Below are 13,631 nucleotides of genomic sequence, written 5' to 3'. Positions count from 1 at the left end.
AGCGACCGTCGCATGCGCAGCTACCGCGCTGGACCAGCCGTTGCCCTCTTCAGCCATATTCAACCGAGGCGGGCAAGAAGAAAGTGCTCAGTAACCTTATCGGCGACGGGCTTGAGACGGTGTGTCTTGCCGAACGCAGTCAGGATCCTTCGCCTCGGCGATCCGCTGTTTCACGATCCGCGCAGGTTGTGCGTAGGTCGAAGGTTCGCTTTGATCCTCCGTATCTCTCCGTTTCAAATCAGCTCGAGTACGTCGCAGCCGGCCGCTCAGAGCCTGACGACGGCGATGCCGGCGAAAAGCGACCATGCCAGCGCGAATACGATCGGCATGGAGCGTGCGAAGACCATTCCTCTGCGGTGAGCGCGATCCGAACGTCCCGCGGCTTCGCTGAAGATCGAAGGGCGCCACATCAAACGGGTCGCTTCCGGGGCAGCTTCGAGCGACGCAATCAGCAGCGTGTTCCATTCGTTGATGATCCTGATGCCCGTATTCACGCCCGGCCAGGACAGGACGGCGAGCACAAAGCCGATTACTGACAGGATCAGTGCAACATGGCCGGTGCCCGGATTGCCTAAGGCCATCGTGAAGGCAATCGTCAGAAACGCTTCGGCGCTGATCAGCGCGTTGATGCGGCCGTTGAGTACGTCGGCTTCAAACCGCATCTCCTCGCGGATGTGGTGGATCGAGGCTGCGTTTTCGCTCATTCGCTGCCAGTATTCCGTAGCCGCACGCCGGCGCCGTTCTTGGCGACGAGCGCGACGCTGGTGCGAGCAGCCTTTCCGAGCGCAAGCGCGAGGCCAGCAGAGACGATGCCGATCGCCAAGCCGGCGGCAAGATCGCCGGGGTAGTGCTTGCCGCGCGGCACCTGGATTGCCGACACGGCCACCGCGAGGGCCGAAGCCGGCAGCGCCGCGGCGGGATAGCGGACCGACACGATCCCCGCCACGGCTACGGCACTTGCGGTATGCCCGGACGGGAAGGACTGGTCGTCGCTGTTTTGGCTCCGTCCAGGGCCCATCTCGTAACGCCCTTCCTCGACGGCGACATGCGGCCGGGTGCGGTTGATCCTGCGCTTCAGGATGCTTTTGGCGAAGGTCGCCAGACCATGTCCCGCCAGCATCAGGACACTGGTTCCGGCCAAACGCCGATCGCCCCGGACGATCCCGACGAGCGCGGTCACGCCGCAGACGGCGGCCAACTGCGGCTGGTCGGCAATCTCGCTGATCCAGCCGAGGGCACGGATGACGGGATGATGTCGCCGCCGCGCCGCCCGTTCGGCGACCTGTCGATCCAGATCCTCGAGATCGTCGGGCTCGGCGTTCGAATGCGACATCAAAATCTCCGCAGGCTGACGCCGGCGCCGCCACCGTTCTTGGCGATGAACTCGACGCCGGCCGCCTAAAGCGAGCGAAGATAAACCGTACTGGTAGAGCAGCGCGACGCAAACATGCTCTTCCTTTTCCCGCAGACACCCGTAAGTTGCTTTGCCAAGAAGTCGCCACATTCGGGAGGGCGGGCAATGGCTGGTCGTGCGTTCTGGAACTGTGCCGTTGCGACTGTCTTGCTGCTCTGTTCCGTCGTAACGGCCGGGGCTGCGATGAAGACGTTCGGTCCCTTCCGCGTCGACACCGACCGGCCAGAGGCGATCGAACTCAATGGGCGGATTGAGGAGGGGACGGCGCTTGATTTCCGCCGGGCGCTGCTCGCCACACCGAACGCCAAGCTCGTGGTGCTCAACAGCCCTGGTGGGCTCGTCTCAGCCGGTTTGCTGATCGCCGACGACATCCACCAGCGCAAGCTTTCGACATTCATCCCGGCTGGTGCGGAATGCATGTCGGCCTGCTCGTTCCTCTACTTCGCCGGCGCCGAGCGGCAGGTCGATGGCAAGTTGGGCGTCCACCAGATTTCAGCCGACATTCCGGACCTGACCAGTGCGCAGCTGTCGATCTCCGACATCATCGACGTCCTGAACCGCTTCGAGACGCCGGTTGAGGTGCTGACGGTGATGTTCCGCACGCCTGCGAACAACATGCACGCGTTCACGACGGAGGAAATCGCCGCCTACCACCTGAACCACAAGGCGGGCGATCCGCCGCCGGCAGCAACGCCGATCGTTCCGGCTCCGGCGTCCCCGCAGGTTGCGGCCACGCCTGCCCCCGTCCCGGCCCTGACGCCGATCATGCCGAGCCCTCTGCCGGCCGTCGCGTCCGCCACACCCTCGCCGCTGCCTTCTGCGATGCCGAGCGAGGAGGCGAACCAGACGCTGTCGGCGATCGAGGACTACGCGCGTCGGCCGAACCGCATGGCGCTCTACGGCGGGCTCGACTTCCTTGGCCGCGACATTGCCAGCGTCGTCGTGTCGGACGCCCCATCCTGCGCGATGCAGTGCCTTTCCGACAAATCGTGCCGGGCCTTCACGTTCAACGTCAAGACGCCGGTCGGGCGCGGGCCGAACTGCTTCCTGAAAAACAGCCAGGGCGATCTCGACGGCAACTCGGCAGCGATCTCCGGTCTGCTGCTGACCCGCACCGAGGCGGATCCACAAACGATGCACTTCGGCGCGATCGACCCGAACACCAACCTATACAAGGACGTCGACATTCCCGGCTTCGACCTGTCGCGAAAGCCGTTCGCCAGCGCCAAGAGGCAGTTCGACTGCCGCATGGCCTGCGTCAAGGAAGGACGCTGCGCCGCCTTCACCTTCGTCAAGCCGAAAAAGGAATGCTGGTTGAAGAGCGGCGTCGGTCAGCCGCGTGTGATGACAGGCGCCGTCAGCGGCGCGAAGACGCCGATGACGTTCGCCCCGAACACGGTAAGCCTCAATTGATCTCGAGATGCGCGAAGACGCTGACCGTCGTCTTCGCGATCAGCGCCATCACACCGGCGGTCGCGTCCACCTACTGTAGCGAAGCGTCGGCGCCGTCATGCGCTTCACGCTACGGCCCGTTCGACGACGAAGACGACTTCGAGCGATGCAAGCGGCAGATGGACAGCTACAAATCGGAGGTCGAAAGCTACTCGGAGTGCCAGAGAAGCGCAGCAGAGGACGAACAGCGTAAGATCCAAGAGGCAAACCGCCAGATCGAGGAGGCGGCGCAGGAGAACACGAAGGCGATTTCGGAATTCAACGAGGCCGTGGAGACCTTCAACCGGCGAGCGCGCGGCTACTGATCCGTCGATCGTGGCCGACAGTCCATAGCGAGCCGTCCGCTTGGGTGCAGTTGTCGGGAAAAGCTATTCGGTGGCATGCGCAGCGCGCAGCCGTTCGACGCGCAGCGCGACGCGGCGCTCCAGTTCTTCCTCCATCTCCTCCGCGATGTCGAACCGCCTGGCGACGAGCTCGCAGAGCTTCGGCAGATCGCGGGCGCCGGTCCGCAGGCCCTCGTGCCGCATCATGTTCTGGACGAACACCCGCGCGATCATCGCGTCGATGTCCGATCCGGTCGGCATGCCCTTCGCCCGCTGCCGCTCGCGGTAGGCCACAGAATGCCGGGCGGCCGCGGCAAGCCGCCGACGGGTCCATTTCCGCGGCCGCCGGGCGGGCGTCGCGTGCTTCTCCGAGGCTGCGTCCGTCGTGTCCATGTCGCCGTCCGCTCTGACCCTACGGCTTCCGCAGCCGGACGCCGGCCCCGCCGCCGTTCTCTGCAATGAACTCGACGCCGGCCGCCTCCAGTGCCGCCTGGATCGCGGCGACGGTACGTTCCTTCAGTTCCTCACCCCGCTCAAGCCTCGCGACCGTATCGGGTGAAACCTCGGCCGCCTTCGCCAGTTCGCGGACGCCGAGCCCGAGCGCAGCTCTTGCCATCCTACACTGCACCGGCAGCATATCGTTACCATGTTATGAAAATTGTTGACATGTCGCCTGCTTCTCCATATTCGTATCCAAGTTACGAAATCGTTGCAAGGATACGAGCATGCAGAACGTCCCCAATGGGCCGACCGGCGAAGCCATGTCCGACCCGAGATCCATCCTGATCGACACTCCCGCCGCAGAGCGCGCCCGCATCGCCGCGGATCCCATGCTGACGCTCATCCGCGCCTACGAGGCCGAGCGGGCCGCCTACAACGCGTCCGAGGACAAGGACGACGAGCGCGCCGGCGCTCATTTCTTCTGGCTGCACGATCGGCTGAAGCACCACACGCCGCCCATCTACACGGCCGAGGGCGCGATCGCCGCGCTGCGGCTCGCCGCCGACAGCTTGGAGAACGAGTTCGGCGGCTTCCAGGAGGCGCTCGTCGCGGCGGCGCTGGCGTTCCTGCGGACGGGACGCGCCTGAGATGGTCGCTGACGAAAATGCGGTCTTCGAGCACGGGGATCGCGTCATGATGTCCGCTCGCCTTCTCCGCAACCTCGGGACCGAGAACTTCGGCGGCGAACCTCCCCGCGAGTCCGGCAAACGGCGGCGTCCTCGCAGCTTGATCCCCGGCGAACTTCTCGGCCCCGGCGCCATGGGCGTGTCGCGGTACTGCAGAGGTCGGGGAACCGTCATCGGCTTCGCGCCGAGCGTCGGCTTCATCGTCTACGTCCTCTGGGACGAGGACGAGGTCAACGGGATCGCTCGCGGCATCAGCGTGACGAACCTCGTGCACGTGCGCGACGTCACCCGAGAGGCCGACCACGCGCAGCATTCGCCAGGCACGCCGTTTCGGGCTTCCCCATCGGTGGATCAAGTCCTCGGCGACGGGTCCCGCAAGTTGGAGGGCGCATTCGCCTGAACGAAACCAGCGTGTCGGTCCCGGTCGGCGCGCCTCGGCCCCGTAGCTCAGCGGATGGAGCACCGGCCTTCTAAGCCGACGGTCGCAGGTTCGAGTCCTGCCGGGGCCACCACTCCCGCCCGTCCCGTTCTGTGGGACGCTCGTGTGGGATCAAACCGAACTAACTGCTAAGTGTCTGATTTGACTGGTACGCCCAAGGGGAATCGAACCCCTGTTTGCGCCGTGAGAGGGCGCCGTCCTAACCGCTAGACGATGGGCGCAGAACCAGTGAGGCCGATATAGCCGCATGAAACCGCGCTGGCAAGCGCCGATCCATGAGGAGCCGGTTCAAATACCCGGTTCGTCGGGCATAGCGGGAAGCGCCACGACCTAGGGGCGGCGCAGGTCCAGCGTTCCGAGGACCCGTCCCGTCGCGATGTCGACGCGCAGGAGGCGCTCCCGTTCCCCCTCGCGCAGCCGCAGCCGCAGCAGCGCCTCGCCGCCGCTGAGCGCCATGTCCTCGACCGAAGCGCCCGCCGGCAGGTCGAGCGTCGCGGCGGTGGCCGCGGTCGGCTGGCGCGGGCCGGCGACCTTGTAGACAACCGCTCCCAGCACCGCCATAACCGCGACCAGCATCGTGCCGATCGAAACGGCGAGCAGCCGGATCATCTTGCGCCGCAACCGCTCGGCTGCCGGATCCAGCGGCTTCTCCTCGTCCTCGTCGAATCCCCCTCTTCCCATGAACGCTGACCTGCCGGACCCCGAAGACGACGACGATATCGCGCCCGGTCCTACAGGGGCGGGAGGCGGGGAAGCAAGGCGCCTCGCCGTTCCACCGGACGCGGCCGGCACCCGGCTCGATCGCTTCCTGACCGAAGCGCTCGGCGGCGCGGAGTCGCGCTCCCGCATCCAGGCCGTGATCGCGGCGGGCGGCGTCGGGGTGAACGGGCGGACCGCCCTGACCGCGAACCGCAAGGTCGCGGGCGGCGACGTCGTCTCGTTCACGGCGCCCGAGCCCGCCGAGCCGGCCCCCGAGCCGGAGGCGATCCCGCTCCGCGTCCTTTTCGAGGACGCGGCGGTGATCGTGATCGACAAGCCGGCCGGGCTGGTCGTGCATCCGGGGGCCGGCAACTGGACCGGCACCCTGGTGAACGCTCTCCTCCACCATTGCGGCGCCTCGCTGTCCGGCATCGGCGGCGTGAAGCGCCCCGGCATCGTCCACCGTCTCGACAAGGACACGAGCGGCGTCATGGTGGCGGCGAAGAACGACCAAGCGCACCGCTCCCTTTCGGCGCAGTTCGCGGCGCACGGCCGCGACGGGCGCATGGAGCGCGCCTATCTCGCGGCGGTCTGGGGCGTGCCGGCCCGGCGGGCGGGAACGATCGACGCGCCCCTCGGCCGCTCGACGAGCGACCGGACGAAGCGGCAGGTCGTGCCGCCCGCAAGAGCCGACGCGAGGCACGCCCTCACCCGCTACGAGGTGCTGGCCCGCGCGCCCGGCGGCGAGGCGTCGCTGGTGCGCTGCGTGCTGGAGACCGGCCGTACCCACCAGATCCGCGTCCACATGGCGCATCTCGGCCATCCGTTGATCGGTGACGACCTCTACGGCGCGGCCTTCCGCACCAAGGCGCGGCGGCTGCAGGGCGCGGCGGCCGAGGTGGTGACGGCCTTCGGCCGGCAGGCGCTCCACGCCGCGCTGCTCGCCTTCGAGCACCCGGTGACCGGCGAGCGGATGCGCTTCGAGGCGTCGCCGCCGGCCGACATGCGGGAACTTATCGCCGCGCTCGGGCTTCTCGGGTGAACAAAGCTTCACGTGCACGCCTGAGCCGGAAGGCGCATAGCTGGCGGCACGCATTCGGTTGAACGCCACGTTCACGAAACGACGGCGCGAGGGCACTCGTAATTTGACGGGGCGATGCCCATCTGAAGCTTCGCGGGGGTGGGCGTATTCGCGACCCTTGCTGCGGCCGGCTTCGAACGAGGCGGCCGAATCCATGTAAGGAGGGTGCATCATGGCCCAGGCAAACCTGCCGAGCATCGCGTCGGGCGAAGGCGGCCTCAGCCGCTATCTCGAGGAAATCCGCCGCTTTCCGATGCTGGAGCCGCAGGAAGAATACATGCTTGCCAAGCGGTACGCCGAACACGACGACCGGCAGGCGGCGCACAAGCTCGTCACCAGCCACCTTCGGCTCGTCGCGAAGATCGCGATGGGTTATCGCGGCTACGGTCTGCCGATCGGCGAGGTCGTGTCGGAAGGCAATGTCGGCCTGATGCAGGCGGTGAAGCGCTTCGATGCCGACCGCGGCTTCCGCCTCGCGACCTATGCGATGTGGTGGATCAAGGCCTCGATCCAGGAATACATCCTGCGCTCGTGGAGCCTCGTGAAGATGGGGACCACCGCCAACCAGAAGCGGCTGTTCTTCAATCTGCGCAAGATGAAGAGCCGCATCCAGGCGCTCGACGACGGCGACCTCCGCCCCGATCAGGTGAGCCAGATCGCGACCTCGCTGGGCGTTTCAGAGGAAGAAGTCGTGTCGATGAACCGGCGCCTGTCGGGCGACGCCTCGCTGAACGCGCCGATCCGCGCGACGGAGGGCGAGTCGGGCGAGTGGCAGGACTGGCTGGTCGACCAGTCGGACACGCAGGAAACGCTGATCGCCGAGCAGGATGAACTCGACCAGCGCCGCGGCATGCTGGCGAAGGCGATGGGCGTCCTCAACGATCGCGAGCGGCGCATCTTCGAGGCGCGCCGCCTGTCCGACGAGCCGCTGACGCTAGAAGCGCTGTCGGGCGAGTTCGACATCAGCCGCGAGCGCGTGCGCCAGATCGAGGTGCGCGCCTTCGAGAAGGTGCAGAAGGCGGTGCGGGATACGGCTGAGGCGGCGCGCCGGGCTCTGCGGCCTGTCGCCGCCTGAATTTCAGCCTTTCCCGGCTTTTGGAAAGACACGGGGCCCCGCCACCCCAGGCGGGGCCGTTCGCATGTCCGGTTCAGGTCTTCGCCGCGGCCCAGGCGTCGAGCGTTTCCTTGAAGACGCGGTCGCCCGGCACGCCCTTCTCGATCGACATCAGCGCCCGGCGCCCCGTCGCGTAGGCGATCGGGATGTCGATCCATTCCTGCCGCCCGAGCAGCCCGAGATTGGTTTCGGTCGCCTTGTCGAGATTGTTCAGGGCGATGATGAAGAAGCCGTCCGAGATCTTGCCGGCGACGCCGATCAGCGGCTCGCCGCGCGCTTCCTCGCTGGGTTTGAGCGCGAGGCGCTGGACGTTCGCCACCTGGCCCCCCGCGAAGCCGGGCGGCACGTCGAACTGCAGTTCGATGACGTGGCTCGCCGGCAGCGTCGGATCGAGGTTCCGCCGAATGGTCATCGTCATCCGGAAGTTCTCGGCCGGCACGCTCGCCACGGCCCGGATCGCGGGCTCCGGCGGCTGGCCTTCGGCGGGCGGCTCGCTGACCTTGCTCCAGACGACGCTGCCGGTCTGCTGCGTTCCCTGCAGCGTCGCCGTCCGTTCCTCGTAGAACATCGCCTTCTGCGCGACGGCGGGAACGGCGGCGTTGTTCGACGGCGGCGGTGCCTGCGTCGGCTGGCTCGGCGGCGGTGTCGCGCCATTGTTGGTCGCGGCGGGCGGCGTCGCGCCGCCGGCCGGAGGCGTCGCGGGCGGGCTGCCAGCCGGGGGCGCGATCTGCGTCGGCTCCGGCGTCGCCGCGGCGATGTTGGTGCCCTCGTCGAAGGCGTTGGCGTTGCTCGGTCCTGGTCCCGCGTCGCTTTCGCTGCCGTCCGGCATCAGGCGCTGCGTGAACCGCCGCTTCGGCGATGGCTCCGTGGTATTGCCGGTCCCGGTGGCCGGCGGCGTCGCACTCTGCCCGCCGCCGTTCGTCGCCGGAGGCAGCGCGGCGACGTCGCCGCCGCGCGTGGTGCCGCCGCCGCTGCCCGCCGCGCCGTTCGGCGTCGTCGTCGGCGCGGCGTTGCCGGCGGTCTGCGCATCGCCCGAGCCGAGCATGCCAGCCAGTTCGTCGCGATAAAGGTAGCCGCCCGTGCCGAGCGCGGCGATGACGATCACCGCCGCGACGCCGGCGAGCAGCGGGCCCCGGCTCTTGCGGGGGCGGCGGGCGCCGCCCGAATAGCGCGGCGCGCTGATGTCGGCGTCCGGAATGTCGAAGCCGCCTTCCGGCTCCGTCGCGGCGGGCTCGAAACGCTCGTCGCGCCGGTCGCCGTCGGGGATTGCCCGGCGCGGCCCGCCTTCCACCGACGGCGGCCGCGGCGTCGCACGCTCCGCGGCGGGACGCGCGGCGAAGTTCGCGTCCGCCCGCGGCATGCGCGGCGCGTCCTCCGCCTCGCGGGGGGGAGATGGCTGCGGCGGCTGTTCCTCGTTTCGGCGGGCCCAGGCCGGGCGCGCGGCTGGCGCTTCCGGGGCGGCGGGGGGTGCAGGCCGTTGCGGCGCGGCCGCGGCGGCGGCGGCGGACGGGACTGGCGCGGGTTCCGGAGTCGGCGGCTGGGCCGACTCGCCCTCGCCCTCGGCGTAATGCGCTTCCGTCGCCTCGATCGCCCGTTCCAGGGCGTCGCGCCGCACCGCGACGTCGTCGTCCGACAGCGGCGGGTTGGCGTTCTCGATCTGCCGGAGGATCGCCGCCCGCGCTTTGTCGTAGACGCGCGCGCGAAGCTCCGGCGTCGCGTTGGGCAGCCCGTCGATCGTCTTGCGCAGAACCGCGCTCAAATCCGCCATGGATCGGTGTCACCTTTCGCAAGGCGCGGCGATGCTCAGGGTTTCCCCGGCGCCGCCACCCCTCCGCCAGCCGTCCGGCCGGAACGGCGGCGGCAGAAGCCTATGCTTTTATGTCGAATTCCAGACCCGACCGAATACCGCATTCCGCGCCGCACCGGAAGCGCTCCGGGCCCGCCGGCTCCAGTCCCGGTCAATCCTCGAACGGATCGCGGACGAGGATCGTGTCCTGCCGTTCCGGCGAGGTGGAGAGCAGCGTCACCGGGCAGCCGACGAGTTCCTCGATCCGGCGGACATATTTCACCGCCTGCGCCGGCAGCGCGCCCCAGCTCCGCGCCCCGGCGGTGGTCTCCTTCCAGCCCTCGAACGTCTCGTAGACCGGCTCCAGGCGCGAAAGCGCATCCGAGCTGGCCGGCAGATGGTCGATCGCCTCGCCGTCGAGGCGGTAGGAGGTGGCGATGCGGATCTCGTCCAGCCCGTCGAGCACGTCGAGCTTGGTGAGCGCGAGGCCGGTAAGGCCGTTCACCGCGACGGCCTGGCGCACCAGCACCGCGTCGAACCAGCCGCAGCGGCGCTTGCGGCCGGTCACAGTGCCGAACTCATGGCCCTTGGTCCCGAGGAACTCGCCGATCTCGTTCTGCTGCTCGGTCGGGAACGGCCCCTCGCCGACGCGTGTCGTGTACGCCTTGGTGATGCCGAGCACGAAGCCGACCGCGGACGGCCCGAGGCCGGAGCCGGCCGCCGCCTGTCCCGCGACGGTGTTCGACGAGGTGACGAAGGGATAAGTGCCGTGATCGATGTCGAGGAGCGTGCCCTGCGCGCCTTCGAACAGGATGCGGTCGCCCGCCTTCCGGCGCTTGTCGAGAAGCTGCCAGACCCGGTCCATATGCGGCACGATCGCATCCGCCACGCTGGTCAGCTCGGCGAGGATCGCCTCGGCCGAGATCTCGTCCTGCCCGAGGCCGCGGCGCAGCGGGTTGTGGTGCGCCAGCAACCGCTCGATCCGCTCCGGGAGGACGGCCGGCTCGGCGAGGTCCATGACGCGGATCGCCCGGCGGCCGACCTTGTCCTCGTAGGCCGGGCCGATGCCGCGCCGCGTCGTGCCGATGCGGGTGCCGCTATTCGAGTTCTCGCGGAACGCGTCGAGCTCGCGGTGCAGCGACAGGATCAGCGCGGCGTTGTCGGCGATGCGCAAGGATTCCGGCGTGATCGAGATGCCTTGCGCGACGAGCCGGTCGCGCTCGGCGACGAAGGCGTGCGGGTCGAACACGACGCCGTTGCCGATGACGGACAGCTTGCCCTGCCGCACGACGCCGGAGGGGAGCAGCGAGAGCTTGTAGGACACGCCGTCGACCACCAGCGTGTGGCCGGCATTGTGCCCCCCCTGGAAGCGCACCACCACGTCGGCGCGCTCCGACAGCCAGTCGACGATCTTGCCCTTTCCTTCGTCGCCCCATTGCGAGCCGACGACTACGACGTTTGCCATGAGCGGATTCCGGTCTTCCGAGCGCGTTTTCGGCGCCTTTTATCCGGCGCGGCGGCGAACGGAAAGCGGTGCGGCTGGATATTGCTGCGGCAGCGGCCGATATGGAGCCGTTCCGATCCGCATGGGAGGAACCAATGTCGCGCATCATCGTCATCGGCGGCAGCGGCCACGTCGGAACCTATCTCGTGCCGATGCTCGCCGAGCGCGGCCACGAGGTGGTGAACGTCAGCCGCGGTGCGGCGAAGCCCTACCGGCCGCACTTCGCCTGGGAGCAGGTCGAGAACCGCACGCTCGACCGGGTCGCCGAGGAGAAGGCCGGGCGGTTCGGCGCGAGGATCGCGGAGTTCCGGCCGGACGTGGTCGTCGACATGATCTCGTTCGACCTGCCAAGCACGCGGCATCTCGCCGAGGCGCTGCGGGGCAGGATCGAGCACTACCTGTTCTGCAGCTCGATCTGGGTCTACGGCAGCTTCGTCGCGGTTCCCTCCACCGAGACCGAGCCGCCGAACCCGATCGATGACTACGGGCGCGGCAAGGCGGAAAGCGAAGCGTGGCTGATGCGGGAGGCGCGCGTCGCCGGGTTTCCGGCAACGAGCTTCCGTCCAGGCCACATCGTCGGCGAGGGCTGGAACCCGATCAACCCGCTCGGCAACGTGAACCCGGACGTCTTCTCGCGCATCGCCCGCGGCGAGGAGCTCGTGCTGCCGAATCTCGGTCTGGAGACGGTGCACCACGTCCATGCCGAGGACGTCGCGCAATGGATCGTCTGCGCGATCGAGAACCGCGCCGCGTCGATCGGCGAGGTCTTCAACACCGTCTCGGAGCAGGCGGTGACGCTGCGCGGCTACGCGGAAACCGTCTATCGCTGGTTCGGCCGCGAGCCGCGCCTGGCCTTCAAGCCGTTCGAGGAGTGGCTGGAGGGGCTGACGGAAACCGACGCAGCGGCCTCCCGCGGCCACGTCGTCCGCTCCTCCTCCCACTCGATCGAGAAAAGCCGCAGCCGTCTCGGCTACCGGCCGCGCTATTCGAGCCTTGCCGCCGTTCACGAGGCGGTGCGGGCGCTGATCGCCGCCGGCAAGATCGCCGCGCCTGCCCTGTAGCTACGCTTCGCCCCTATAGTTCGAACGAGAGCAGCTTCGCCTGGACGATGCCATCGATGGAGCGCAAGTCCTGCAGCACCGCCTCCGCCACCGGCTCATCGACATAGATGATCGCGATCGCGTCGCCGCCTTCGCGGTCGCGGCCGAGATGGAAATTCGCGATGTTCACGCGGTTCCGCCCGAGCGCCGTGCCGATCGCGCCGATCATGCCCGGCACGTCGCGGTTGGTGATGTAGAGCATGTGCCGCCCGACCTCGGCCTCGAGATTGATGCCCTTGATCTGGATGAAGCGGGGCTTCCTGTCGGCGAAGCAGGTGCCGGCGACCGAGCGGGCCATCCGCTCGGTCTTGACGTTCAGCATGACGTAGCCGTCGAAGATGCCGCTCTTGTCGCGCCGGACCTCGGAGATGCGGATGCCGCGCTCCTTCGCCATCAGCGGTGCGGAGACCATGTTCACCGTCTGGACGAGGGGTTTGAGGAGTCCGGCGACGGCCGCGCTGGTGAGGGCCCGGGTGTTCATCGCGGCGACGTTGCCGTCGAAGACGATCTCGATCTCCTTGATCGGGTCCTCCGTCACCTGGCCGACGAAGGCGCCGAGGATCTCGGCGAGCTTGACGAAGGGCGTCAGGATCGGCGCCTCCTCGGCGGTGATCGAGGGCATGTTGAGGGCGTTCGAGACCGCGCCGTGGACGAGATAGTCCGACATCTGCTCGGCGACCTGCAGGGCGACGTTCTCCTGCGCTTCTTCCGTCGACGCGCCGAGATGCGGCGTGCAGACCACGGTCTCGATGTCGAAGAGTGGCGATTCCTTCGCGGGTTCGGTCTCGAAGACGTCGATGCCGGCGCCCGCGACCTTGCCGCTCTTTAGCGCCTCGACGAGATCCGCCTCCACGATGAGACCGCCCCGCGCGCAATTGATGATCCGCACCCCGTCCTTCATCTGAGCGATCGCGGCGGCGTCGATGATGCCGCGCGTCCGGTCGGTCAGCGGCGTGTGGAGCGTGATGAAGTCGGCCCGGCGGAAGAGTTCCGGCAGTTCCACCTTCTCGATGCCCATTTCGAGGGCGCGCTCGGCCGACAGGAACGGGTCGAAGGCAACGACCTTCATGCGAAGGCCGACGGCGCGGGAGGCGACGATCGAGCCGATGTTGCCGCAGCCGACGATGCCGAGCGTCTTCGCCGTCAGCTCGACGCCGAGGAAACGGTTCTTCTCCCACTTGCCGGCCTTGGTCGACCTGTCGGCGGCGGGCAGATCGCGGGCGAGCGCGAACATCATCGCGACGGCGTGCTCGGCGGTGGTGATCGAGTTGCCGAACGGCGTGTTCATCACGACGACGCCGCGGCGGGAAGCCGCCGGGATGTCGACGTTGTCGACGCCGATGCCGGCGCGGCCGACGACCTTCAGCTTCGCCGCCGCCCCGATCAGCTTCTCGGTGACCTTGGTGGCCGAGCGGATCGCAAGGCCGTCATACTTGTCGATGACGGCGAGAAGTTCGTCCTTGTCCTTGCCGAGGTCCGGCAGGTAGTCGACCTCAACGCCTCGATCCTTGAAGATCTGGACGGCGGTCGGGGAAAGCTGGTCGGAAACGAGAACGCGGGGTGCCATGACGGCCTCCTGAAAGTGGCTGGCG

General features: G+C 68.2%; 15 protein-coding genes and 2 tRNA genes. 8 read left to right on the top strand and 9 right to left on the bottom strand.

Translation table 11 applies throughout. From position 1 onward, the window contains the following. Positions 1-266: 266 nt before the first annotated feature. Together F6X38_RS16590 and F6X38_RS16585 are read right to left on the bottom strand one after the other, a co-directional pair. The gene (locus F6X38_RS16590) at positions 267-704 is read right to left on the bottom strand and encodes a hypothetical protein (protein WP_150971549.1); all 438 of its coding nucleotides are present in this window, start codon (positions 702-704) and stop codon (positions 267-269) included. Next, positions 701-1,333: a phosphatase PAP2 family protein gene (locus F6X38_RS16585; protein ID WP_161992789.1), complete on the bottom strand. Its 633-nt coding sequence runs from the start codon at positions 1,331-1,333 to the stop codon at positions 701-703. The genes F6X38_RS16590 and F6X38_RS16585 overlap by 4 nt, the downstream gene beginning before the upstream one ends. A gap of 186 nt (positions 1,334-1,519) precedes the next feature. Between F6X38_RS16585 and F6X38_RS23955 the strand changes: the two genes are divergently transcribed. Both F6X38_RS23955 and F6X38_RS16575 read left to right on the top strand, forming a co-directional pair. Then, positions 1,520-2,827 carry a PAN domain-containing protein gene (locus F6X38_RS23955; protein ID WP_246191391.1) on the top strand — a complete coding sequence of 436 codons (1,308 nt, stop codon included), beginning with the start codon at positions 1,520-1,522 and terminating at the stop codon, positions 2,825-2,827. Further along, positions 2,824-3,171 carry a hypothetical protein gene (locus F6X38_RS16575; RefSeq protein WP_161992788.1) on the top strand — a complete coding sequence of 116 codons (348 nt, stop codon included), beginning with the start codon at positions 2,824-2,826 and terminating at the stop codon, positions 3,169-3,171. Before F6X38_RS23955 ends, F6X38_RS16575 begins: the two co-directional genes overlap by 4 nt. 63 nt (positions 3,172-3,234) lie before the next feature. On the opposite strand, the gene F6X38_RS16570 is transcribed toward F6X38_RS16575, so the two are convergent. After that, complete coding sequence (locus F6X38_RS16570) at positions 3,235-3,582, bottom strand: hypothetical protein (protein WP_150971543.1); 348 nt, start codon at positions 3,580-3,582, stop codon at positions 3,235-3,237. Positions 3,583-3,601: 19 nt separating this feature from the next. After that, on the bottom strand, positions 3,602-3,805 hold the full coding sequence (locus F6X38_RS16565; RefSeq protein ID WP_150971541.1) for a helix-turn-helix domain-containing protein: 204 nt from the start codon (positions 3,803-3,805) through the stop codon (positions 3,602-3,604). Between the two features lie 109 nt (positions 3,806-3,914). Between F6X38_RS16565 and F6X38_RS16560 the strand changes: the two genes are divergently transcribed. The 3 genes from F6X38_RS16560 to F6X38_RS16550 all read left to right on the top strand — a co-directional run bounded on the left by F6X38_RS16560 (position 3,915) and on the right by F6X38_RS16550 (position 4,828). Continuing rightward, a complete protein-coding gene (locus tag F6X38_RS16560) occupies positions 3,915-4,277 on the top strand; it encodes a hypothetical protein (RefSeq protein ID WP_150971539.1) in 363 nt (120 codons plus the stop codon). 46 nt (positions 4,278-4,323) lie between these two features. Continuing rightward, positions 4,324-4,716 (top strand): hypothetical protein, encoded by a 393-nt coding sequence (locus F6X38_RS16555; RefSeq protein ID WP_210248892.1) that lies wholly within the window; start codon positions 4,324-4,326, stop codon positions 4,714-4,716. A 36-nt stretch (positions 4,717-4,752) separates the two neighbouring features. Then, positions 4,753-4,828, top strand: a tRNA-Arg gene (locus F6X38_RS16550). A 73-nt stretch (positions 4,829-4,901) separates the two neighbouring features. Here the strand turns inward: F6X38_RS16550 and F6X38_RS16545 are convergent. Then, positions 4,902-4,976: transfer RNA gene (locus F6X38_RS16545), tRNA-Glu, on the bottom strand. Positions 4,977-5,085: 109 nt separating this feature from the next. Beyond that, positions 5,086-5,436, bottom strand: a complete 351-nt coding sequence (locus F6X38_RS16540) for a hypothetical protein (RefSeq protein ID WP_150971536.1) — start codon at positions 5,434-5,436, stop codon at positions 5,086-5,088. Between F6X38_RS16540 and F6X38_RS16535 the strand changes: the two genes are divergently transcribed. Beyond that, positions 5,435-6,496, top strand: coding sequence for an RluA family pseudouridine synthase (locus F6X38_RS16535; RefSeq protein ID WP_150971534.1), 1,062 nt, complete (start codon positions 5,435-5,437; stop codon positions 6,494-6,496). The genes F6X38_RS16540 and F6X38_RS16535 overlap by 2 nt on opposite strands. A gap of 211 nt (positions 6,497-6,707) precedes the next feature. After that, positions 6,708-7,610 carry an RNA polymerase sigma factor RpoH gene (gene rpoH, locus F6X38_RS16530; RefSeq protein WP_150971532.1) on the top strand — a complete coding sequence of 301 codons (903 nt, stop codon included), beginning with the start codon at positions 6,708-6,710 and terminating at the stop codon, positions 7,608-7,610. A 73-nt stretch (positions 7,611-7,683) separates the two neighbouring features. Here rpoH and F6X38_RS16525 read toward each other — a convergent pair whose 3' ends face one another. Continuing rightward, positions 7,684-9,417 carry a hypothetical protein gene (locus tag F6X38_RS16525; protein WP_150971530.1) on the bottom strand — a complete coding sequence of 578 codons (1,734 nt, stop codon included), beginning with the start codon at positions 9,415-9,417 and terminating at the stop codon, positions 7,684-7,686. A 190-nt stretch (positions 9,418-9,607) separates the two neighbouring features. Beyond that, positions 9,608-10,900, bottom strand: coding sequence for an adenylosuccinate synthase (locus tag F6X38_RS16520; RefSeq protein WP_150971528.1), 1,293 nt, complete (start codon positions 10,898-10,900; stop codon positions 9,608-9,610). 134 nt (positions 10,901-11,034) lie between these two features. Between F6X38_RS16520 and F6X38_RS16515 the strand changes: the two genes are divergently transcribed. Then, positions 11,035-12,000, top strand: coding sequence for an NAD-dependent epimerase/dehydratase family protein (locus F6X38_RS16515; RefSeq protein WP_150971526.1), 966 nt, complete (start codon positions 11,035-11,037; stop codon positions 11,998-12,000). Positions 12,001-12,013: 13 nt separating this feature from the next. Here F6X38_RS16515 and serA read toward each other — a convergent pair whose 3' ends face one another. After that, positions 12,014-13,606, bottom strand: a complete 1,593-nt coding sequence (gene serA, locus F6X38_RS16510; RefSeq protein ID WP_150971524.1) for a phosphoglycerate dehydrogenase — start codon at positions 13,604-13,606, stop codon at positions 12,014-12,016. Between the last annotated feature and the right edge of the window lie 25 nt (positions 13,607-13,631).

The sequence above is a fragment of the Plantimonas leprariae genome (assembly GCF_008802405.1).
Taxonomy (GTDB): domain Bacteria; phylum Pseudomonadota; class Alphaproteobacteria; order Rhizobiales; family Rhizobiaceae; genus Plantimonas; species Plantimonas leprariae.
Note: the sequence above shows the minus strand (reverse complement) of the source record. Positions and strands in the feature narration are given on the sequence as shown.

Coding starts and splice junctions, on each gene's coding strand:
- F6X38_RS16525 (WP_150971530.1), bottom strand. CDS start 9,417: ATGGCGGATTTGAGCGCGGTTCTGCGCAAGACGATCGACGGGCTGCCC.
- F6X38_RS16585 (WP_161992789.1), bottom strand. CDS start 1,333: ATGTCGCATTCGAACGCCGAGCCCGACGATCTCGAGGATCTGGATCGA.
- F6X38_RS16520 (WP_150971528.1), bottom strand. CDS start 10,900: ATGGCAAACGTCGTAGTCGTCGGCTCGCAATGGGGCGACGAAGGAAAG.
- F6X38_RS16570 (WP_150971543.1), bottom strand. CDS start 3,582: ATGGACACGACGGACGCAGCCTCGGAGAAGCACGCGACGCCCGCCCGG.
- serA (WP_150971524.1), bottom strand. CDS start 13,606: ATGGCACCCCGCGTTCTCGTTTCCGACCAGCTTTCCCCGACCGCCGTC.
- F6X38_RS23955 (WP_246191391.1), top strand. CDS start 1,520: ATGGCTGGTCGTGCGTTCTGGAACTGTGCCGTTGCGACTGTCTTGCTG.
- F6X38_RS16515 (WP_150971526.1), top strand. CDS start 11,035: ATGTCGCGCATCATCGTCATCGGCGGCAGCGGCCACGTCGGAACCTAT.
- F6X38_RS16565 (WP_150971541.1), bottom strand. CDS start 3,805: ATGGCAAGAGCTGCGCTCGGGCTCGGCGTCCGCGAACTGGCGAAGGCG.
- rpoH (WP_150971532.1), top strand. CDS start 6,708: ATGGCCCAGGCAAACCTGCCGAGCATCGCGTCGGGCGAAGGCGGCCTC.
- F6X38_RS16555 (WP_210248892.1), top strand. CDS start 4,324: ATGATGTCCGCTCGCCTTCTCCGCAACCTCGGGACCGAGAACTTCGGC.
- F6X38_RS16535 (WP_150971534.1), top strand. CDS start 5,435: ATGAACGCTGACCTGCCGGACCCCGAAGACGACGACGATATCGCGCCC.
- F6X38_RS16590 (WP_150971549.1), bottom strand. CDS start 704: ATGAGCGAAAACGCAGCCTCGATCCACCACATCCGCGAGGAGATGCGG.
- F6X38_RS16560 (WP_150971539.1), top strand. CDS start 3,915: ATGCAGAACGTCCCCAATGGGCCGACCGGCGAAGCCATGTCCGACCCG.
- F6X38_RS16540 (WP_150971536.1), bottom strand. CDS start 5,436: ATGGGAAGAGGGGGATTCGACGAGGACGAGGAGAAGCCGCTGGATCCG.